The sequence below is a fragment of the Taklimakanibacter lacteus genome (genome assembly GCA_003576695.1).
Taxonomy (GTDB): domain Bacteria; phylum Pseudomonadota; class Alphaproteobacteria; order Rhizobiales; family Aestuariivirgaceae; genus Taklimakanibacter; species Taklimakanibacter lacteus.
This window is the reverse complement of record QOZQ01000010.1, coordinates 244,979-263,623: the sequence shown is the minus strand read 5'-3', so window position 1 is coordinate 263,623 and position 18,645 is coordinate 244,979. Positions and strand designations below refer to the sequence as shown.

Sequence of the window (18,645 nt, the reverse complement as noted above, 5' to 3'; positions counted from 1 at the left end):
AATTCTTATGCCGATGTGAGTTTCCCCACAGACTCCCTCGCCACCGCTCACTAGTCTCCGCACCATCAGTTTTCGAATCCAGCCGCCAAGAGCTGGAATGCAGTGCAGGAGAGCTATCATGAACATTCGCGCCAACCGTCCCCTGGCATCTTCTCTACCCGGACGCACGCCGTTCTGCCGGCTGGTTGCGTGGGTGAGCGCCAGGTGGCAGGCCCGGCGCGCGCGCCAGATGGAAGAAAAGACCGTCGTTTCCCTGAGCGCGATCGAGCCCAAGCTCCTCAACGATATCGGCGTCGAGATGGGCAACCTGCATGAGCGCAACCCCCATTTGGGTGGTGCGAAGAGCGCCCCTTCGACGGAAGACTCGGACCGGCGGCGGCAGTGGTGATGAAGGAGCTCCTCATGCAGATCCGTCTCATCCTCACCAGCTCACTGCTTCGCCGCACGGTTCTGCGCCGGCGCTTCTTCGCCTCCTTCCTGCTGGTGGCCGCCTTGCTGATCGCGGCGCAGGCGCTGTTCGCCACCCAGCCCGATAGCATCACCGCTGCGGGCCTGCTTTTCCTCCCACTCGTGCTCTTCGCGGCACTGAGTGCGGGACGCGAGTTCCTCACGCCCTCTCTCAAGGAGCTCGCGTTCTATCTCTTTGCCATGGTGGCCGCCGGCCTGATCTGGCCGGGCGCCAATCTGGCGGTTGCGGCCTATGAAGCCTCGGGCTTCGTGGCGATCGCCGCTTTCATGGCTTTCGTCTTCGCGCTGGCCGTGGCGCTCGGTGTTCTGTCCGCCGACCTGCTGGCCAGCCACGACGGCGAAACTTGAAGTCTCCCTGAGCCTCTGGTCTTCCTCCGGAGGTACCTGCCCCCATTCCGGTCCCGACGCCCGGAATGGGGGATTTTTTTGCAGGGTTGATGCCCGGGCGCTTTGGTGATCTTATCGCGCCCTTCGCCTCCTGGTCTTTTTCGCCATCGGTCATGAACAAGCATTCATTGGACGCATTGCGGTCCGTTCCCTATTTCAGCGCGCTGGATGCGGCGGCTTTCGCTGAAATCACGCGGCATTGCACCATTCGCGAATATGGGCCGCAGGAGCTGATCATCGGCCATAATGACCAGACCTTCGATGTGCTCTTCCTGCTCGCCGGCCATGCACGGGTCAGCCTCTATTCGGCCGACGGCCAGCGCGTCGAATTCCGCGATGTCTCGGCCGGCACGATATTCGGAGAGCTGTCGGCGATCGACGGCCAGCCGCGCTCGGCCACGGTCGAATGTGTCGAAGGCTGCGTGGCGGCTGTGATGCGCCAGCCGCAATTCCTGGCCGCCATCGCCAGCCAGCCGCAATTCACCATGGCGGTGCTGCGTCATCTCGCCGGCCAGATGCGGTCGATGACGACGCGGGTCTTCGAATACAGCACCATGGCGGTGCGCCAGCGGCTCAGGTCCGAGCTGCTGCGCATGGCCGAGAAGGCCGGCAAAGGCAAAGCGAGCGCGCTGCTTTCGCAAGCTCCTACCCATGCCGAGTTCGCCAGCCGGATCAGCACGCATCGCGAGGCGGTGACGCGCGAATTCGCCTGGCTGGAAGCGCAAGGCTTCATCGTCAAGCAAGGTCGGGCCCTGCAGGTTCCGGATATCAACCGCTTGCGGGCTCTAGTCGAGGAGGACTGGAATTAGGCCCGGTCGATGCGCAGCTGATAGCAGTTGTTGAGGGCCGAGCGCACATGCACATAGGCGATGTCCGGCCGCGCAAGTATTTTGCTCGCCGCCTCCGCCATATCCTTCGGCTCGACGATCCGGCCGGTGCCATAGGCGATGCGGTCATTGGCATAATAGCCCTTGATCAGATAGCGGCGGCCATTCTTGAAGAACATCGCCGGCGCTTCCGCCCTATCGGCGTAACGCTCGCAAGGTTCGGCATGCAGGAAGATCGGGCCTGATTCGGCATAAGGCTGCAACTCGCCGAAGGGACGGTAATTCAGGATGAGATAGGCGTCACCCTTGGCGACGTCGCGTTGGCAATGGCGGCAAGGCACACCATCACCATCCGAGATATGACGTTCCGGCGCCTGGCCATTGGCGTCGGCTGCGCCTGACTGGAAAGCACGGGCCTCCTTGGTGTCCATGGATGTGAATGAGATGGCACGCATGTGAGTCTCCTTGATCGTGAAGGCCAGTGTGCCCGAACGCGACCGGCGAGCCACCCGATTCACATCATCAAACGCTCACGCCTCAAAAAGATCGGCCTGCCGGTCGACGCGCCCATTGCGGATGGGAACGCCCTCATGATTGAGCAGCCAGGTCTTGCGCGGCAAGCCGCCACCATAGCCCGTGAGGGTTCCATCGGAACCGATCACGCGGTGGCAGGGCACGACGACCGAAATCGGGTTGCGGCCATTGGCAAGTCCGACGGCGCGCATGGCGTTCTCGTCGCCCAGCCTCCCGGCAAGCTCGCCATAGGATATCGTGGTGCTGGCCGGGATGCGGCGCAGCTCCGCCCAGACCCGTTCCTGGAACGGCGTGCCGCCGCCTTTGGTCGGCAGGCCGTCGACGGCGCCGAGATCGCCCTGGTAATAGGCGCGCAAGTGATCCGAGAAGCCGCACGGATTGGCGATCTCCTTCATTGCAAGTTCGGGATAGCGCCGCCGCAAATCCTTCATGTAGCGCTCGGGCTGGTCGTCGAATTCGAGCCCGATCATCACGTCGTCCTCGACCATCAGCAGCATTGGGCCAATGGGCGTTTCGATATGGTCGGTCAGAATGGTGCTCATATCGACACCCTAATTCATTCGCCGCCGCGCGCCACCCGATAACCGCTAAGCCGAAAGCGCCTTGGCCAGGATCGGCAGGCTGATGTCCATGCGATAGTCGACCGCCGTGTGATCATCGGCAAACTCCTGATAGACATGCGGCACCTTCATCTCGGTCAGCCGTTTGTGCATGCGGCGCGAGCCATAGACGAGGTTATACTGATCGACGTCGCCGCAATCGATATAAAAGCTCTTCAGCTTCTTCAGCCCTTCGCCATGCTTCTCGACCAGGGTCAGGGGATCCCATTTGACATAGTTCGCCCAGCGCTCAGGGATGAGCTCACAGGTATCGATCGTCACCGGAAGGCGCACGCCCATAAAAGCGCTGAGGTCGGGATCGTAGGTTGCGGCCATGGCCAGGACCATCAGGATATGGACATCCGCATCCTTTACCTTGGGTGCTGACAGGAACTTTTCCAGCCACTTCTGAATCGAGTTGTCCGTCGTCGCCAGAGCGCGCAACACTTTAGGAAAATCCGGGATGAACAGCAGCTCAAAACCGACATCGCCCGAATGCGAGGCGGAGGCACTCCAGAAATCGGGATGCAGCATTGCCTGCACCATGGCGCCATAACCACCCGAGCTCTTGCCGAAGCAGCCGCGCCGACCAGTGCCGCCGCAACCGAACTTCGCCTCCACAAAAGGTACGGCTTCCTGCAACAGGAAATCGTCCCACCGGCCCATCGCGGCGGAATTGACATACTGGTTGCCGCCCAGCTTGGTGAAGCAATCCGGGAAAGCGACGATGCAAGGCGGCATGGCGCCCTCGCCGATCAGGCGGTCGAGCCGGTCAGGAACATTCTCGCCGAAATTCTTCCAGTTGGTGTGCGCCGGCCCTCCCGCCGTGAAACCGACGAGATCGACCAGCAGCGGCAGGCCGTCACGCTTCATACCCGCCGGCACATAGACATCGATCGCGCGGTCAGCCGGGTCGCCGAGGAGATTGCCTTTCAGGACTTTGCTGTCGACGGTGAGCCGATGGATGGTGCCGCGTGGAACGTCGGTATTCTTGCGCATGTCATGCCCCTCACAGTTGATCCTCAGGTTTCGCGCGCCACGCCTTCCACCAAGGGCACGAAGCGCACCGGCAGGAGCCGTTCGCGCGTGAATCCTGTCTCGTCGCGGGTGATCCGGTAGAGCTCCTGGGCCATCGGCCCCTCCTCCAGCGGAATGATCATGATGCCGCCAATGGCGAGCTGGTCGGCCAGCGCCTTCGGCACCTCGCTCGCCGCCGCCGTGACGATGATGCGGTCGAAAGGCGCCTGCTGGGGCCAGCCCTTATGACCATCGCCCACCATCTGCGTGACATTGGCGAGTCCCAGCGTCTTGAAGCGCTCCTCGGCCTCCTTGGCCAAAGTGCGATAGCGCTCGATCGTATAGACGCGGCGACACAGCGGCGACAGGATCGCCGTCTGGTAGCCGGAGCCCGTGCCGATCTCGAGCACCTTGCAACGGTCATTGAGCTTCAGACGATCGGTCATGAAGGCCACGACATAAGGCTGGCTGATCGTCTGGCCGCAGGCGATGGGCAGCGCCTGGTCGGCATAGGCCATCGGCTGAAACGGGGAGCTCAGGAACATTTCGCGCGGCGTGCGCTCTATCGCTTCGAGGACAGCTTGGTCACGGATGCCCTGATTGCGCAGGGCCATGATCAACTCGATCTTGCGATAGTCCTCGGTCACATCTTCTCCAGCGCCTTCCGCAAAGGCTCGAAGGCATCAAGCTGCGTGAGATTCATATGCAGCGGCGTCACCGAGATGCGTTTCTCGAAAGCGGCCCGGAGATCGGTGCCGACCGGCGGGTTGCCGCGCTCGCGCTGGAAGCCCAGCCAGTAATAGGGCCGGCCGCGTGTGTCCTTACGTTCGTCGATGTGGAGCAGATTCTGGTCGCGCTTGCCCTGCCGCGTCACTTCGACACCCACGACCTCGTCCGGCCGGCAGTCGGGGAAATTGATGTTGAGCAGAACACCCGGGCCCAATGGCAGATCGACGAGTTGCTTGAGGACGGCCGCGCCATGCTTTTCGGCCACGTCATAAGTGAGAGCGTCGCGATTGTGGATGCCGATCACCTGCGACAACGCAAAAGACTTAATGCCGAGCGTCGTGCCCTCCATCGCTGCGGCGATAGTGCCGGAATAGGTCACGTCATCGGCGATGTTCTGGCCGCGATTGACGCCGGACAGCACGAGGTCCGGCACCACCGGCATGACCTTGCGGGCCGCCATCAGGACGCAATCGGTCGGCGTGCCCAGAACCGCGAAGCGCCGCTCGCCGATCTTGCGCAGGCGCAAGGGGTCGGACAGCGAGAGCGAATGCGACGCGCCCGACTGTTCGGATTCGGGCGCCACGATCCAGATGTCGTCGGAGATCGCGCGGGCGATCCTTTCGAGCGACTCGAGGCCCTCGGCATGGATGCCGTCGTCATTGGTAAGGAGAATGCGCATATCAGGCCCTGATCGTCGTTTCATTGTTCATATAAGGGCGCAGCACGTCGGGAATCGTGACGCTGCCATCGGCGTTCTGATAGTTCTCGAGCACCGCGATGAGAGCGCGTCCAACCGCCACGCCCGATCCGTTGAGCGTGTGCACGAAACGCGGGCCCTTGCCCTCCTTCGGTTTGTAGCGCGCATCCATGCGGCGCGCCTGGAAGTCGCCGCAGACCGAGCAGGACGATATCTCGCGATAGGCATTCTGGCCGGGCAACCACACTTCGATGTCATAGGTCTTGCGGGCCGAGAAGCCCATGTCGCCGGTCGAGAGCGTGAGCGTGCGGAACGGCAGGTCGAGCCGCTTCAGCACTTCCTCGGCGCAGCCTGTCATGCGCTCATGCTCATCGGTTGATTGCTCAGGGCTGGTGATCGAGACGAGTTCGACCTTGGCGAACTGATGCTGGCGGATCATGCCGCGCGTGTCGCGCCCGGCCGCTCCCGCCTCGGCGCGGAAGCACGGCGTCCAGGCCGTCACCCTGATCGGCAGCTCCTCTTCCTCGCGGATCGACTCGCGCACCAGATTGGTGAGCGAGACTTCCGCCGTCGGGATGAGCCAGCGCCCGTCGGTGGTGTGGAACTGGTCGTCGACGAATTTCGGCAACTGCGCCGTGCCGAACATGGTCTCGTCGCGCACGATAAGGGGGGGCGCCACTTCGGTATAGCCATGCTCGCTTGTGTGGAGATCGACCATGAAGCATCCGAGGGCGCGCTCGAGCCTGGCCAGCGCACCCTTGAGCACGACGAAACGGGCACCCGATATCTTGGCTGCCGTCTCGAAATCCATGAGCTTCAAGGCTTCGCCGATCTCGAAATGCTGTTTGGCGGCATTGAGGCCCTTGGGCCGACCGACGCGGCGGACCTCGACATTGGCCGTCTCGTCCGGTCCCACCGGCACGTCATCGCCCGGAATATTGGGAATGGCGGCAAGCGCATTGTGAAGAGCGGCTTCGGCGGCCTTGAGCGCCTCTTCCTCCTGCGGCATGCCGTCCTTGATGCGCGTCACTTCGGTCTTGAGCTCCTCGGCCTTGGCCCTGTCGCCCTTGCCCATCGCCTGGCCGATCTCCTTGGAGGCGGCGTTGCGGCGCTCCTGGAGCGCCTGCAGCCGGGCGATAAGCCCGCGGCGCGTGTCGTCGAGGGCCAGAAGTTCCCTGGCTTGGCCCGGCAGCCCGCGCTTGGCGAGGCCCTGGTCGAAGCCTTCCGGATTGTCGCGGATGGTCTTGATGTCGTGCATGTCCGATTCCCGTGTTGCGGGATGCTATAAAGCTCCGGACGCCTAAGGCAAAGCCTGACGACGATAGGAATTAAGAGACGAAAAGGCTCAGGCCGATTTGGCAGCTTCCTCGGCTTCCGCCTTTGCCGCAGCGACAGCGCGGCGATGCTGGAGCAATCTCACCGCCTGGACCGAGACCTCATAGAGGCCCATCAGCGGGACCGCCATGGCGATCTGGGAAATCGGATCGGGCGGCGTCAGGACCGCGGCCACGACGAAGACGCCGACGATCGCAAATTTGCGGCCGCTCTTCAGCTGCTCGTAGGACAGGATACCGATCTGCCCGAGCAGCGTCAGGATGACCGGCAGCTGGAAGCACAGGCCGAAGGCCAGGACCAGCATCATGACGAAATCGAGATAGGACCTGACATCCGGCATGAGCTCGACCGGCGTCTGGCCGCCGCCGCCCGTGCCTTCGATCAGACTGTAGAAGAACCGGATGGCGACCGGCAGCAGGAAGAAGAAGACGAGGCATGCGCCAAGCAGGAAGAAGATCGGCGTCGCGATCAGGTAAGGCCGGAACGCGTTGCGCTCATTGCTGTACAGGCCGGGTGCCACGAAGCGGTAGACCTGGATGGCGATCAGCGGAAAGGTGATGAACAGCGCGCCGAAGAAGCCGATCTTGAGCTTCACCATGAAGAAGCCGAGCAACTCGGTCTGGATCAGCTTCGCCGAGGTATGGGTGCCCCATTCGAAGGGCATGATCAGGATGTTGAAGATCTGGGTTGAGAAGGCGAAGCTCAGCACGAAGGCCAGGAAGAAGCCGACCACGCAATAGATGAGGCGCTTGCGCAACTCGATCAGATGATCGAGCAGCGGGGCTTCCGTGGCATCGATATCGGCTTGGCTCATCAAAGCACCACGGGCGGCGTTTCCGCCTTGGCAGCCGCGGTTTCGGCGGGTTTCACCGGCTCGGGCGCAGGCGGCGCCACGTCGGCCGGCTTGGAGCCGTTCTCGCCGAAATATTTCTTGAAGTCGTCATCCTGCTTCTTGAGATCGCTCGCCAGATCCTTGGCCACCGTCGGGATCGGATTGGCGGCGGAGATCGAATTGATCTCCTTCTTCACATCTTCCACCGGGTTCATAGATTTGAGATTGGTGATCTCTTTCTTGATCTCATCGACACCCGCCTCGCGCATCGCCTGGTCGAGATGGCCCTGGAACTCGCGCGCCATGCCGCGCACCTTCTGCATGGTGCGGCCGAAAGCGCGCAGAACCTTGGGCAGGTCCTTCGGGCCGATGACGATCACCGCCACCAGCGCGACCACCACCAGTTCGGTATAGCCGATGCCAAAATCGAACATTGCAAATTCTCTGGCCCTGTCACATCCGGGCCGCGCTCAAGGTCAGCTCTTGACCTTGTCGCCGACCTTGGTCTCGGCTGACTGTTCGAGCGATTTCGCCTTGTCGTCGCCGGCATTGGCTTCGGTCGTGTCGTCGGCCATGCCCTTCTTGAAGCTCTTGATGCCCTTGGCAACGTCACCCATCAGATCGGAGATCTTGCCGCGGCCAAACAGGAGGACAACCACCAGGATCACCAGCAGCCAGTGCCAAATCGAAAGCGAACCCATTTACTACTCCCTTGAACCATTCAGGGGCCTGTCCCGCCCCGCGTCGCGCGCACTATTGCAGAAAGGGGTCAGCGCCGCAACAAAACTGCCCTTTTCCTAGATGGGGGCGGAACCATCGGCCGTAAAGGCCAAAACTTGGGTCGGATCGATGGCAAAAGCCAGGCTTGTCCCCTGCTTCGGGGCCACGGCGGCCGGCAGGCGGACCGTAATGGGCGTCTCCAGGCCCTTGAAAATCACGCTCAATACCGTGGCATCGCCAATGAAGCGCGAAGCGAGGACGAAGCCCTCTGGGCCGATTCCTTCCGGTGCCGCCGAGAAGGCCTGCGGGCGCATCATGACCAGGACCGGCTCCCCTTCGGCGCGACCGGGTGCGGCAAAGGTCCCGAGCGGTGTTTCGGCGCGTCCGGCGCGCACGCGACCGATCATTTCGTTCATGTCGCAGAAGAAGCGTGCCGCTTCCGCATCGGCCGGATGGCGATAGATATCGGCCGGGGTTCCCGCCTGGACGAGACGGCCGCGGCGCATCAGCAGGATACGGTCGGCAAGTCCAAGCGCCTCGACCGGATCATGGGTTACCAGCATAGCCGTAGCGCGGGTTTCCCTGAGCAGGGCCAGGGTCTCGGCGCGCACGCTGTCGCGCAGGCGCTGGTCGAGGCCGGAAAACGGCTCGTCCATCAGCATGACCTGGGGCCTGGGCACGATCGCTCGCGCCAGTGCCGCGCGTTGCTGCTCGCCGCCCGACAGGCGATGCGAAAACTCGTTTTCGTAATCGGCAAGCCCCACGCGCTTCAGGGCGAGGCGCGCCTCGGCAAGCGCCTCGGCGCGGCTGAGTCCGCGCAAGCCAAAGGCCACATTGGCAATGATGCTCATATGAGGGAACAGTGCGAAATCCTGGAACATGAGGCCGATATTGCGCTTCTCCGGCGGCACGAATTTCTCAGGCCCGGCGATCTCCTCGCCGTCGATCAGCACCCGCCCCTCGTCCGGCCGCTCGATTCCCGCCGCGATCCGCAGAAGCGTCGTCTTGCCGCAGCCCGAGGGGCCGAGAAGACAGACGATCTCACCCGGCGCGAGGTCGAAGCTGACGTCACGCACCGCAGGAATGGGGCCGAAGCTCAGGCTTACATGCTCGAAGGTCAGCCGGCCGGCAAAAGTTGCGGCTGCGGTGCCACGCGGGCCCCAACGATGCGGACGCTCCTCCGCGCCGGTCACCAATTCTGTCTTGTTCATGACAGGCGGTGTACACCATCAGCCAAGTGTCACCAAGAAGGCCGACCGCTGCGATCAGGAATTGGTCCCGCTCTCGCCCTGACCTGCCTCGCCGGTCTCTGCTTCCGGCGCCGGATCATCTTCCGGCAAATGCATCTCGAGCGGGATCTGCTCATCACCGTCGAGCGGATCCTCATCGGGGGTCAACTCGTCGGTCACCCTGGGAACAGGCATGTCGAAGCCGGGCGGCATGGTGGCATCGAGGAGACCGGCGCCGCGCAATTCCTGCATGCCCGGCAAGTCGCCAATCTCGTTGAGCCCGAAATGCGACAGGAAAGCCGCGGTGGTGCCGTAGGTCACCGGACGGCCAGGCGTGCGGCGGCGGCCGCGCATGCGCACCCAGCCGATCTCGAGCAGCATGTCGAGCGTGCCCTTGGAAATGGCGACGCCGCGGATCTCCTCGATCTCGGCGCGGGTGACCGGTTGATGATAGGCGATGATCGCCAGAGTCTCGAGCGCGGCCTTGGACAGGCGCTTCTGCTCCACCGCTTCGCGGCGCAGCAGGAAGCTCAGATCGCCGGCGGTGCGCAACGACCATTTGCCGGAGACCTGGACGACATTGACGCCGCGATTGGCGTAGTTCGCCTGCAGATCGGCAAGCAGCGACGGCAAGTCGGCGCCTTCCGGCAAGGCGGCGCTCAATTGCTCCGTCGACAGAGGTTCGGAGGCCGCGAACAGCAAGGCTTCGACGATGCGCAGATGGCTCGAGCGGTCGGCGCGCGGATGCATGGTCACATTGTCGCCGGCTTCGGACACGGTCTCTTCCGCCACCGGTTCGTCGGTCCCGATGTCTGTCGCTATAGCCTGTGGCCTGGTCATGGCTTCATTTCCTTCTTACGCACTTTTCACGCGGCGCTGGCGCGCCGGCGCATGTAAATAGGCTCGAAGGCCCGTTCCTGGCGGATCTCGATCACGCCTTCGCGCGCCAACTCAAGGCTTGCCGTGAAGCTCGAAGCGATCACCGTCGTGCGGCCTTCCGGCGTGCCGACATAGTCCGCGAGCCACGCATCGAGACTGTCCCAATTGTCCATGCGTCCGACGAGGCGCTCGAGCAGCTGGCGGGCATCCTTGATCGACCAGGCCTTGATACGCTTCACGGTATAGGTGTTGTGGCGCGACCGTCTCTGGCGGCGCTCGGCATAGGCCTTCAGCAGATCGATGAGATTGTCGACATATTCGACCTTGGTGTCAAAGACGAGCTTCTCCGGCTCGCCACGCTCGAACACATCGCGGCCCAGGCGGTTGCGCGACATCAATTGGGCGGCGGCATCGCGCATCGCCTGCAGCTTCTGCAGGCGGAACGAGAGCTGGGCGGCCAGATCTTCTGCCGGCATCTCCTCTTCGCCCGGCGCCCGCGGCAGCAGCAGCCGTGACTTGAGATAGGCGAGCCAGGCAGCCATCACCAGATAGTCGGCGGCGATCTCGAGCCGCCGCTGGCGCGCCTGCTCGATGAAAGCGAGATACTGGTCGACCAGCGCCACGATCGATATCTGCGAGAGATCGATCTTGTGGTGGCGCGCCAGCTCGAGCAGCAGGTCGAGTGGCCCTTCGAAGCCCGTCACATCGACGATGAAGGTCTCTTCATCGGCAGGCGGTGCCTCCTGGCGAACCGGCCCTTCGCCGTCCGGCCATATGGTCTCAGTGCTGTTTTCTTCGTTGGTCATCGTCGTCCGGTCGCTTTAATCCGCTTGTCGCAGAAAGCGGTAGTGATTCGCCCCACTCCCGACAGATTATCCCCAGATTCAAAGCTTTTCGAGCCGTTCGAGGTCCTTGAGCGCCGCCCGCCGGTCGAATTTTCCAGGCTTGCGCTGGCCCTTGAGGGCGCGCCGGGCCCGGGTCATCGACCTGCCCTTCAGCGCGCCTGCAGCTTCCGCGACCTCCGTCATCTCATCCAGATTGCCATTGCAATGAAGGACGATGTCGCAACCGGCGGCAAGCGCTCCCTTGACCTTGTCGGTGAAGCTGCCGCTCAAGGCCCGCATCGACAGGTCGTCCGTCATCAAGAGCCCGTCGAAGCCGATGGTCTTGCGAATCACTTTCGCAATGACCTTGCGTGACAGGGTGGCGGGCTGGTTGGGATCGATGTCGGTGTAGACCACATGCGCCGTCATGGCCATGGGCGCGTCGGCAAAGGCCGCGAAGGGAAGAAAATCGACCGCGCTCAGCTCCGCCAGCGGCGTATCCACGACCGGCAGGCTCACATGGCTGTCGACGCCGGCGCGGCCATGGCCCGGTATATGCTTCATCACCGGCAGCACACCGCCATCGACAAGGCCGGCAATGTGGGCGCGCGCCAGGAGCGCCACCCGCTCGGCGGAAACAGCATAGGCGCGATCGCTGATGATCTCGTGGCTGCCGGGCTGCGGCACATCGAGCACCGGCACGCAATCGCAGGTGATACCGGCTTCAAAAAGATCCTCCGCCATCAGGCGGCCCACGCGGCGCGGGGCCCTAAGTCCCGCCATCATGTCACGCTCATAGAGCGCGCCATAGAGGCGGGCAGCCGGATATTTACGCCAGACATTGGATGGCGGCCCCATGCGCTGCACGCGCCCACCCTCCTGGTCGATGAAAACAGGCGCATTGCGGCGTCCGACGGCATCGCGAAACGCCGTGGTGAGCCGCTTCAACTGCTCCGGCGACTCGCAATTGCGCTTGAACACGATGAAGCCCCAGGGATTGTATCTCTGGAGGAACGAAATCTCGGCGTCGGTGAGCGCAGTACCGGCGCAGCCGACGATCAGCGCGCCCACGGTTTTCGATTTTGCCACGAGTGTCCCGAAAGTTCAGTTGCCGCGCACGAGGCAGTCACGTTCGCCGGCGGCGATCAGTGAATTGCAGACTTTCGAAGCCGCATCGCGCGAAGCCATCGGGCCGACGCCGAGACGATAGCGGGAAGCGCCGGCAACCGTCGCCTTGACGACGCGCGGGTTCAAGCCGTTCAGTATGCTGCCGTGCTTGGCGCGAAGACGGTCGTATTCGGCCATCGCTTCCGCCTCCGAGCGGAAGGAGGCGAGCTGCGCGACAAAACCCGTGCCTGAGGGCTTGGCCTGCTTGGCCGGCTGCTGCGGCTCAGGCGCCGGTATCGGCTCGGGCTCCGGGGCGATGGAAGCGACCTGCTGCTGCGGTTCGCTGTCGGCGGGCACGCTGTTGGGATCGGGCGAATTGGCCCAGTTGCCGCTGGCGGCGGTGCCGCGTGCGGCGGCATTCTCGGCGGCCTTGCCGGTCAGCTTGCGCTTGCCGGTGGTGCCGAAATTGAAGAAGGATTTCGACTTCTGCTCGGTCGCGGCATTCTCGACATTCTGCGGCAAGGCGTCGGGCTCGGCGACCTGGTTGTTCGCGGGCTGGGCGGGCGGAACGAGAACGAGCGGCTCGACGCCGCCCTGCTCACCGTCATCGGTCGCGGCGACTTTCTGGACGGCCTTCTTCTCGGCCTTGAGCTTCGGTTTGGCGGGCTTGACAGGGAGCGGCTCGGGAGCGCTGACGACCTGTTCGACGGCGGGCGGCGGCTGGGTAGCGGGTTGTTCGGCGGACGGCGGCGGCGATGAGGCGATCTGCTCGCTCGCTTTGGCGAGCTGCCCTGGAACGGGCGCGCCGGTATCGGCGGTGTTGCTCGAGGCGGGTTCCGGAACCGGTTGGGGAGCCGTGCCGTTGTTCACGGCTCCCAAAGCTGCTGTCTGCTGGCTTGCATTGCTGGGCAAGCTGCCCTGCTCCCCTGGCGGAGGCAAAGGCAAGGGCAACGGCTCGGCGCTGTTGTCCTGAGTACCGCTGGCCGGGTTGGGGATAGGCGCGGCATCCTGTCCCTGATTGTCACCCGTCGGCTGGACTGTTTGCGGCTGCTCCTGCGTCGGCACGAGTTGGTTGCCGCCCACCTCGTCATCGCCGAGGATGCGATCATATATCTCTTTTTTGCCGCCGGCGGCGGGCTGCGACGTTCCTGACAGCGAGCCGCCCTGGGTCTCGGGCGCGGTCTTGGGGCTGTTCTCCGGCGCCTCGATCGTCGGCACATTGCCGCCATTGGCCTGACCGAGCGGTTTATAATAGTTCAAGTAGTAGTAGATAATTCCACCGGTAACGAGCACACCACCGAGAGCAATTGCCAGCAACCACAGCCAGGGGCCGCGGCGACGCGGCGCTTCCGCCTCGTAGCCATCCTCATAGTCGCGATAGGCGCGGTTATAGTCCTGGGCCGAGGCGCGGCGGCGTTGCGGCCGCTGCGGCTCATCATCCTCGAAGACCTCGTTGACATCCTCGTCATAAGCCGGCTGGCGGGCGCGCGCCGGAACCTGCTGACGGCGGCGATAGTCCGCAAAGACCGGACCGTTCGTCTCGTCGCCATAGGCCGGCTGCGGCGGCAAAGCAGGCCCGCGCCGATAGGAGTCATATTCGCGATTGGCGGGAGCGGGACGGCGCGCAAGCGGCTCCTCACGGCGCGCCAGCGGCTCCTCGCGATAGGCAGCGGTGTCGGCATAGGGCCGCGGCCGCGGTGCCAGACTGCCTGGCGGCGGGTCGAGGGAACGATAATTGCCGCCCGTGGGCTGCGGCGGGCCGTTATAGCGCGGCTGGAAAGCCGGCCCCGCCGCTGGTGGCAGATTGCTCGCCTGCGGCTTGGGGGGCGCCTGGCGCTGCGGCTGTGCACCGGCATTGCCCAGAGCGGGACGCGGCGGGGTCAAGGGCGGTGGCGGCGCTGCGCCGGCGCTGCTCTTGGCGGAGAAGGATGGATATTCGCGTTCCGGCGGTGGGGGTGGAGCTTCGCGCTTACGTTCCGGCGGCGGGGCTGCCTCGCGCTTGTCTTTGGCCAGCTCTTCCGGCGAGAAGCTGAATTTCGGCCGCTCGGGCGCGGCGGGCCGCGGCGATGGCGGAGCCATGTTCTGCGGCGGCGTCAGCGGCCGATCCATGCTCTTGCCGCGCGCCTGGGCGACACGCTGCTCGGCAAGGCGCTCGGCAGCCTGACGCTCGGCGCGAAGCCGATCCCCCAATCCGGCGGCACCTTGCGGCACCGGGGCGATCGGGCGGGCGCCGCTCGCCTGCGGGCTGCGCTGACCGCCAGCCTGCGGCGGCGTGCGCGGCGCCATCGGCGCCGGCCGGGTCACGGGCTGATGGCCGTGAATACTGGCCTGCGGCAGCCGCGCATCGCGCGGCGAGGCCGATTTCGGTGGCGGCGGCGACACGGGCTTGAAATCATCGGAAATCTTCGGCAGCTCCTTGCCGGAATTCCCCATGCCCAGCCTTTCGCGCCAACGAGCCTTGCCGGGACTGTTCGAAGTATCTTGATCCATCAACTTGTTCCCGCGTCTACATTTCCTCTACGGGCTTCACTCCGAGGATTCTTAGTCCGTTGGCCAGAACATAGCGAATCACGCGCAATAAAGCGAGCCGTGCAAGGCTAGTTTGCATGTCGGAACCCAAAATAAATCTTAATTGCGGCGACTCTTTGCCCTTGTTCCAAAGGGCATGGAAATCGCTAGCGAGATCATACAGATAAAACGCTATCCTGTGGGGCTCGTGAGCCGCGGCGGCGGCTTCCACGACCCGGGGATATTCGCCGATCCGGCGCACCATCTGCAGTTCCGCCTCGTCGACAAGCCGCGAAAAATCGGGCTTTTCCGCGCTTTCGGTAAGAGCTGGGCCGGCATTGCGGAACACCGAGCAGATCCGCGCATGGGCGTACTGGACGTAGAAAACCGGGTTCTCCTTCGACTGTTCGGTGACCTTCTTGAAGTCGAAATCGAGGGGCGCCTCGTTCTTGCGGTAGAGCATCATGAAACGCACGACGTCCGGCCCCACCTCCTCGACGACATCGCGCAAAGTCACGAATTCCCCGGCCCGCTTCGACATGCGCACCGGCTCGCCGCCCCGGAACAGCTTCACCAGCTGGCACAGCCTGACGATGACCTTCACGTCGCGATTGCCGGCATTGGCGGCACCGATCGCCTCGAGGCGCTTCACATAACCCGAATGATCGGCGCCCAGAACATAGACGAGCTCCTTGAAATCGCGCCGGATCTTGTGGCGCGAATAGGCGATGTCGGAGGCGAAATAGGTATAGGAACCGTCCGACTTGATCAGCGGGCGGTCGATGTCGTCGCCGAACTGGGTGGCGCGGAACAGCGTCTGCTCGCGGTCCTCCCAATCCTCCGGCAGCTCGCCCTTGGGCGGCGGCAGGCGACCTTCATAGATAAGGCCGCGGGCGCGCAAATCCTCGACCGTGCGATCGACCTCGCCCGTCTCGTGCAGTGATTTCTCCGAAGCGAAGACTTCCTGGTGGATGTTCAGCGCCGCCAGGTCGTCGCGAATGAGGTCCATCATCATGGCGATCGCCTTGTCGCGCACGATCGGCAGCCAGAATTCCTCCGAGCGATCGCGCAGCGACCGGCCATGCTCTCTGGCGAGAGCCTCACCGACGGGCTTCAGATAGTCGCCGGGATAGAGGCCTGAGGGAATCTCGCCGATGTCCTCGCCCAGCGCTTCACGGTACCGCAAATAGGCGGAACGCGCGAGGACGTCGACCTGCGCGCCCGCATCGTTGATGTAGTATTCGCGCGTCACCGCAAAGCCGGCGACGCTCAGGAGTTCGGCCAGCGCGTCGCCGAAGACGGCGCCGCGACAATGACCGACATGCAACGGTCCTGTCGGATTGGCGGAAACATATTCGACATTGACCTTGCCGCCCGCGCCCAGCGTGGAGCGGCCGTAGCCATCGCCCAGCGCCAAAGCGGAGGCCAGGAGCTTCGGCCAGAAGGCCGGTTTCAACCTGATATTGATGAAGCCCGGCCCGGCAATATCCGTCGACTGAATATCGGGATTGTCGGCGAGCCGCCCGACCAGAAGCTGGGCCAAGCCGCGCGGCTGGAGGCCGGCAGGCTTGGCAAGCACCATGGCGGCGTTGGTGGCGAGATCGCCATGCGAGGCCTCACGCGGCGGCTCGACCGCCACGCGGCTGACATCGAGACCGGCCGGCAGCTTGCCGGCCTTTGCCAGCGCTTCGATTTCGGCACGGACGATCTGTTGGAAATGGGCGAAAAGGTTCATGTAACTCTGCAAACGACTTGGGTTTTTGGTCCGGCTCTGCCCTACCGGATGACGTAAGGGGCGTCAAACGCTGCGACGGAGGAATGACGCCTCGTCATTTACGATGAAGGAAAAGAATCAAGGCGTAAGTGCCTGAAAATCGTGACCATTCGAAGGCTGGATGATAATCAGCAGGGGTTCAGCGAATCCGGGAGTTCTGTCATGCGGCTGCTCACCCTGAAATCCACCCTCGTCGCCTGTGCGCTGCTTGGCGCGGGCCTCATCACGGCAGGTGCCGCCTATGCGGCGGAAGCCTATACGGCGACCGATCTCAATGTGCGCACCGGCCCGGGCACTCAGTTCGACCGAATCGCAACGCTTCCTGCCGACACCGGCGTCGATGTGATCGACAGCGAGGATGGCTGGTGCCTGGTGCGCAGCCGTGGCGTGCGCGGCTGGGTGTCGTGCAACTATCTGGCCCGTGGCGAAGAACCCACCAGCGTGATCGTGCTGCGCCCGGAGATCTATATCAGCCCCGGTCACTATTACCGGCCGCATCACTGGCGTCCGGGCCGCCCGCATCGGCCGCGCCCGCCGCATCGCCCACGCCCGCCCAAGAAGTGCAAGATCGCGCCGGGCTTCCCCTGCCCACGGTAAGCCTGCTCGGGCTCAATAGGTATTGACCAGCGGCTTCTCCGTGGTCATCAGCCTGCGGATGAATTTGTGCATGTGCCAGTGGATGGCGCATTTCAACGCATAGATCCTCAGGACCGACGGCTCGGGACGCGCTTTCAGGAACGCCATGAAGCGCCGGCGGTAGACCCGGCGCAGCGAGCTGTCGGGAACCTTGGCGAGAACGCGCAGCAGGAGGCCGATCGATTCCGCCCACAACCGCACCCGGCGGGCCCGGTGCGCCCAGGGATGCTGGCGCCCGTAATCCTGCCATGCCCGGTCGATGACGATGCCGCCGTCGCGATAGAGATCATCGACGCGGTCGAAATAGGCCTTGGGCTCATAGAGGCCGGCCATCAGCTTGACATAGCCCTGGCTCAGCGCCTCGCGCGACATGTTGACGGGCAGCACATTGGTGCCATGCGCCGGATCGTCATTTTCATCGAGCCTGCCCGCCTGCTTGAGACGATCATAGAGCGGCGTGCGCGGAATGGCCGAAAGCATGCCCACCATGGCGGTCGAGATGCGCGCCTCGCGCAGGAAAAGCTCCTGGGCGGAAAATATCTTCTCATCGTCATTATCGAAGCCGAGGATCATCCCGGCCCACACCTCCATGCCGTGGTCCTGGATGCGCCGCACCTTGTCGGCAAGGCTGCCGCCCTTGCGCAGATTCTGCAGCTTCTTCGCCTCCTTGAGCGATTCCTCGTTGGGCGTCTCGATGCCGACGAAGACGGCGCCGATATTGGCGTCGACCATCAGCTGCATCAGCTCCTCGTCATCGGCGAGATCAATCGATGCCTCGGTGACGAACATCAGCGGATAGCCGTTGCGGCGCTGCCAGTCGATGACGCTGTGCAGGACCTCCTTGATCGCCTTCTTGTTGCCGATGATGTTGTCGTCGACGATGAAGACGAGTTCCAGCTTCTGGGCGCGCAGCGCCTCGAGCTCAACCAGGATCTGGTCCGAAGTCTTGAGTCGCGGTCTCCTGCCGAAGATGACGATGATGTCGCAGAACTCGCAGGTGAAGGGACAGCCGCGCGAAAACTGCACCGAGCCGAAGGCGTAACGATTCATCTTGAGCAGATCGAGGCGTGGCGGCGGTATTTTGCTCAAGTCCGTCCTCTCGGCCTGCTCATAACGCGGCTTGACGGTCCCCGCCTCCCAGTCCTCCAGGAATTCGGGCCAGGTCTCCTCCGCCTCGCCGACGAAGATGGCATCGACAAGTGCGCCGAAATAGTCCTCCCTCACCGAGACCCACGGGCCGCCGACGACCGTGTAGCAATTACGCCGCTTCAATTCGGTCAGGATCTCGCGCATGCGATGGCGCTGAACGATCATGCCGGTGACCGCGACGATGTCAGCCTTGGCGCAGCGCTCGAAATCGATCGCCTCGACATTCTCGTCGATGAGGGTGATGCGGTGCGGCTCGGGAGTCAGCGCGGCAATGAGCGGCAGTGCCGCCACCGGCATGTTGGCGCGCTTGCCGAGCAGCGGCAACGCATGTTCCAGGCCCCAGAAGGAGATCTCGAATTTCGGGTTGATGAGGACGATGTCGGCCATGCTCGTG

Annotated in this window: 20 protein-coding genes; 4 read left to right on the top strand and 16 right to left on the bottom strand. The window is 63.6% G+C overall.

The features are described from left to right. Positions 1-118 precede the first annotated feature (118 nt). The 3 genes from DT068_RS28115 to DT068_RS21025 all read left to right on the top strand — a co-directional run bounded on the left by DT068_RS28115 (position 119) and on the right by DT068_RS21025 (position 1,664). Positions 119-388, top strand: a complete 270-nt coding sequence (locus DT068_RS28115) for a hypothetical protein (RefSeq protein WP_162914351.1) — start codon at positions 119-121, stop codon at positions 386-388. A 14-nt stretch (positions 389-402) separates the two neighbouring features. Further along, complete coding sequence (locus tag DT068_RS21030; protein ID WP_162914350.1) at positions 403-816, top strand: hypothetical protein; 414 nt, start codon at positions 403-405, stop codon at positions 814-816. Between the two features lie 152 nt (positions 817-968). Then, complete coding sequence (locus tag DT068_RS21025; protein ID WP_162914349.1) at positions 969-1,664, top strand: Crp/Fnr family transcriptional regulator; 696 nt, start codon at positions 969-971, stop codon at positions 1,662-1,664. On the opposite strand, the gene DT068_RS21020 is transcribed toward DT068_RS21025, so the two are convergent. The 15 genes from DT068_RS21020 to argS form a co-directional block, all read right to left on the bottom strand. Continuing rightward, the gene (locus DT068_RS21020) at positions 1,661-2,137 is read right to left on the bottom strand and encodes a DUF1203 domain-containing protein (RefSeq protein WP_119391847.1); all 477 of its coding nucleotides are present in this window, start codon (positions 2,135-2,137) and stop codon (positions 1,661-1,663) included. The two genes, DT068_RS21025 and DT068_RS21020, sit on opposite strands and share 4 nt — an antisense overlap. Before the next feature lie 75 nt (positions 2,138-2,212). Next, positions 2,213-2,758, bottom strand: coding sequence for a methylated-DNA--[protein]-cysteine S-methyltransferase (locus DT068_RS21015; protein WP_119391846.1), 546 nt, complete (start codon positions 2,756-2,758; stop codon positions 2,213-2,215). Positions 2,759-2,803: 45 nt separating this feature from the next. Next, positions 2,804-3,814, bottom strand: a complete 1,011-nt coding sequence (locus tag DT068_RS21010) for an alpha/beta hydrolase (protein ID WP_119391845.1) — start codon at positions 3,812-3,814, stop codon at positions 2,804-2,806. 23 nt (positions 3,815-3,837) lie between these two features. Continuing rightward, positions 3,838-4,479 (bottom strand): protein-L-isoaspartate(D-aspartate) O-methyltransferase, encoded by a 642-nt coding sequence (locus tag DT068_RS21005; RefSeq protein WP_119391844.1) that lies wholly within the window; start codon positions 4,477-4,479, stop codon positions 3,838-3,840. Further along, a complete protein-coding gene (gene surE / locus DT068_RS21000; RefSeq protein WP_119391843.1) occupies positions 4,476-5,240 on the bottom strand; it encodes a 5'/3'-nucleotidase SurE in 765 nt (254 codons plus the stop codon). The genes DT068_RS21005 and surE overlap by 4 nt, the downstream gene beginning before the upstream one ends. Before the next feature lies 1 nt (position 5,241). Next, positions 5,242-6,516 (bottom strand): serine--tRNA ligase, encoded by a 1,275-nt coding sequence (serS, locus tag DT068_RS20995; RefSeq protein WP_119391842.1) that lies wholly within the window; start codon positions 6,514-6,516, stop codon positions 5,242-5,244. Positions 6,517-6,603: 87 nt separating this feature from the next. After that, positions 6,604-7,407: a twin-arginine translocase subunit TatC gene (gene tatC / locus DT068_RS20990; RefSeq protein ID WP_119391841.1), complete on the bottom strand. Its 804-nt coding sequence runs from the start codon at positions 7,405-7,407 to the stop codon at positions 6,604-6,606. Beyond that, positions 7,407-7,859 (bottom strand): Sec-independent protein translocase protein TatB, encoded by a 453-nt coding sequence (gene tatB / locus DT068_RS20985; RefSeq protein WP_119391840.1) that lies wholly within the window; start codon positions 7,857-7,859, stop codon positions 7,407-7,409. The genes tatC and tatB overlap by 1 nt, the downstream gene beginning before the upstream one ends. Before the next feature lie 42 nt (positions 7,860-7,901). After that, complete coding sequence (locus DT068_RS20980; RefSeq protein WP_119391839.1) at positions 7,902-8,126, bottom strand: twin-arginine translocase TatA/TatE family subunit; 225 nt, start codon at positions 8,124-8,126, stop codon at positions 7,902-7,904. Positions 8,127-8,222: 96 nt separating this feature from the next. After that, positions 8,223-9,356, bottom strand: coding sequence for an ABC transporter ATP-binding protein (locus DT068_RS20975; protein WP_119391838.1), 1,134 nt, complete (start codon positions 9,354-9,356; stop codon positions 8,223-8,225). Positions 9,357-9,410: 54 nt separating this feature from the next. Then, positions 9,411-10,214, bottom strand: a complete 804-nt coding sequence (gene scpB, locus DT068_RS20970; protein ID WP_119391837.1) for an SMC-Scp complex subunit ScpB — start codon at positions 10,212-10,214, stop codon at positions 9,411-9,413. Positions 10,215-10,240: 26 nt separating this feature from the next. After that, positions 10,241-11,059 carry a segregation and condensation protein A gene (locus DT068_RS20965; protein WP_119391836.1) on the bottom strand — a complete coding sequence of 273 codons (819 nt, stop codon included), beginning with the start codon at positions 11,057-11,059 and terminating at the stop codon, positions 10,241-10,243. Between the two features lie 78 nt (positions 11,060-11,137). After that, entirely contained in the window at positions 11,138-12,166 is a 1,029-nt protein-coding gene (nagZ, locus tag DT068_RS20960; protein ID WP_368904900.1) for a beta-N-acetylhexosaminidase, read from the bottom strand. A 15-nt stretch (positions 12,167-12,181) separates the two neighbouring features. Beyond that, complete coding sequence (locus DT068_RS20955) at positions 12,182-14,674, bottom strand: SPOR domain-containing protein (RefSeq protein ID WP_119391834.1); 2,493 nt, start codon at positions 14,672-14,674, stop codon at positions 12,182-12,184. 16 nt (positions 14,675-14,690) lie between these two features. Further along, positions 14,691-16,427: an arginine--tRNA ligase gene (gene argS, locus DT068_RS20950; RefSeq protein ID WP_119391833.1), complete on the bottom strand. Its 1,737-nt coding sequence runs from the start codon at positions 16,425-16,427 to the stop codon at positions 14,691-14,693. 201 nt (positions 16,428-16,628) lie between these two features. On the opposite strand from argS, the gene DT068_RS20945 reads away from it, so the two are divergent. Then, on the top strand, positions 16,629-17,063 hold the full coding sequence (locus DT068_RS20945) for an SH3 domain-containing protein (protein WP_119391832.1): 435 nt from the start codon (positions 16,629-16,631) through the stop codon (positions 17,061-17,063). Positions 17,064-17,075: 12 nt separating this feature from the next. On the opposite strand, the gene DT068_RS20940 is transcribed toward DT068_RS20945, so the two are convergent. After that, positions 17,076-18,638, bottom strand: coding sequence for a B12-binding domain-containing radical SAM protein (locus DT068_RS20940; RefSeq protein WP_119391831.1), 1,563 nt, complete (start codon positions 18,636-18,638; stop codon positions 17,076-17,078). Positions 18,639-18,645 lie beyond the last annotated feature (7 nt).

Bases quoted from the DNA above. Each gene is read 5' to 3' on its own strand.
- DT068_RS28115 (WP_162914351.1), top strand. From the start codon at position 119: ATGAACATTCGCGCCAACCGTCCCCTGGCATCTTCTCTACCCGGACGC.
- DT068_RS21030 (WP_162914350.1), top strand. From the start codon at position 403: ATGCAGATCCGTCTCATCCTCACCAGCTCACTGCTTCGCCGCACGGTT.
- DT068_RS21025 (WP_162914349.1), top strand. From the start codon at position 969: ATGAACAAGCATTCATTGGACGCATTGCGGTCCGTTCCCTATTTCAGC.
- DT068_RS21020 (WP_119391847.1), bottom strand. From the start codon at position 2,137: ATGCGTGCCATCTCATTCACATCCATGGACACCAAGGAGGCCCGTGCT.
- DT068_RS21015 (WP_119391846.1), bottom strand. From the start codon at position 2,758: ATGAGCACCATTCTGACCGACCATATCGAAACGCCCATTGGCCCAATG.
- DT068_RS21010 (WP_119391845.1), bottom strand. From the start codon at position 3,814: ATGCGCAAGAATACCGACGTTCCACGCGGCACCATCCATCGGCTCACC.
- surE (WP_119391843.1), bottom strand. From the start codon at position 5,240: ATGCGCATTCTCCTTACCAATGACGACGGCATCCATGCCGAGGGCCTC.
- serS (WP_119391842.1), bottom strand. From the start codon at position 6,516: ATGCACGACATCAAGACCATCCGCGACAATCCGGAAGGCTTCGACCAG.
- tatC (WP_119391841.1), bottom strand. From the start codon at position 7,407: ATGAGCCAAGCCGATATCGATGCCACGGAAGCCCCGCTGCTCGATCAT.
- tatB (WP_119391840.1), bottom strand. From the start codon at position 7,859: ATGTTCGATTTTGGCATCGGCTATACCGAACTGGTGGTGGTCGCGCTG.
- DT068_RS20980 (WP_119391839.1), bottom strand. From the start codon at position 8,126: ATGGGTTCGCTTTCGATTTGGCACTGGCTGCTGGTGATCCTGGTGGTT.
- DT068_RS20975 (WP_119391838.1), bottom strand. From the start codon at position 9,356: ATGAACAAGACAGAATTGGTGACCGGCGCGGAGGAGCGTCCGCATCGT.
- scpB (WP_119391837.1), bottom strand. From the start codon at position 10,214: ATGACCAGGCCACAGGCTATAGCGACAGACATCGGGACCGACGAACCG.
- DT068_RS20965 (WP_119391836.1), bottom strand. From the start codon at position 11,059: ATGACCAACGAAGAAAACAGCACTGAGACCATATGGCCGGACGGCGAA.
- DT068_RS20955 (WP_119391834.1), bottom strand. From the start codon at position 14,674: ATGGATCAAGATACTTCGAACAGTCCCGGCAAGGCTCGTTGGCGCGAA.
- argS (WP_119391833.1), bottom strand. From the start codon at position 16,427: ATGAACCTTTTCGCCCATTTCCAACAGATCGTCCGTGCCGAAATCGAA.
- DT068_RS20945 (WP_119391832.1), top strand. From the start codon at position 16,629: ATGCGGCTGCTCACCCTGAAATCCACCCTCGTCGCCTGTGCGCTGCTT.
- DT068_RS20940 (WP_119391831.1), bottom strand. From the start codon at position 18,638: ATGGCCGACATCGTCCTCATCAACCCGAAATTCGAGATCTCCTTCTGG.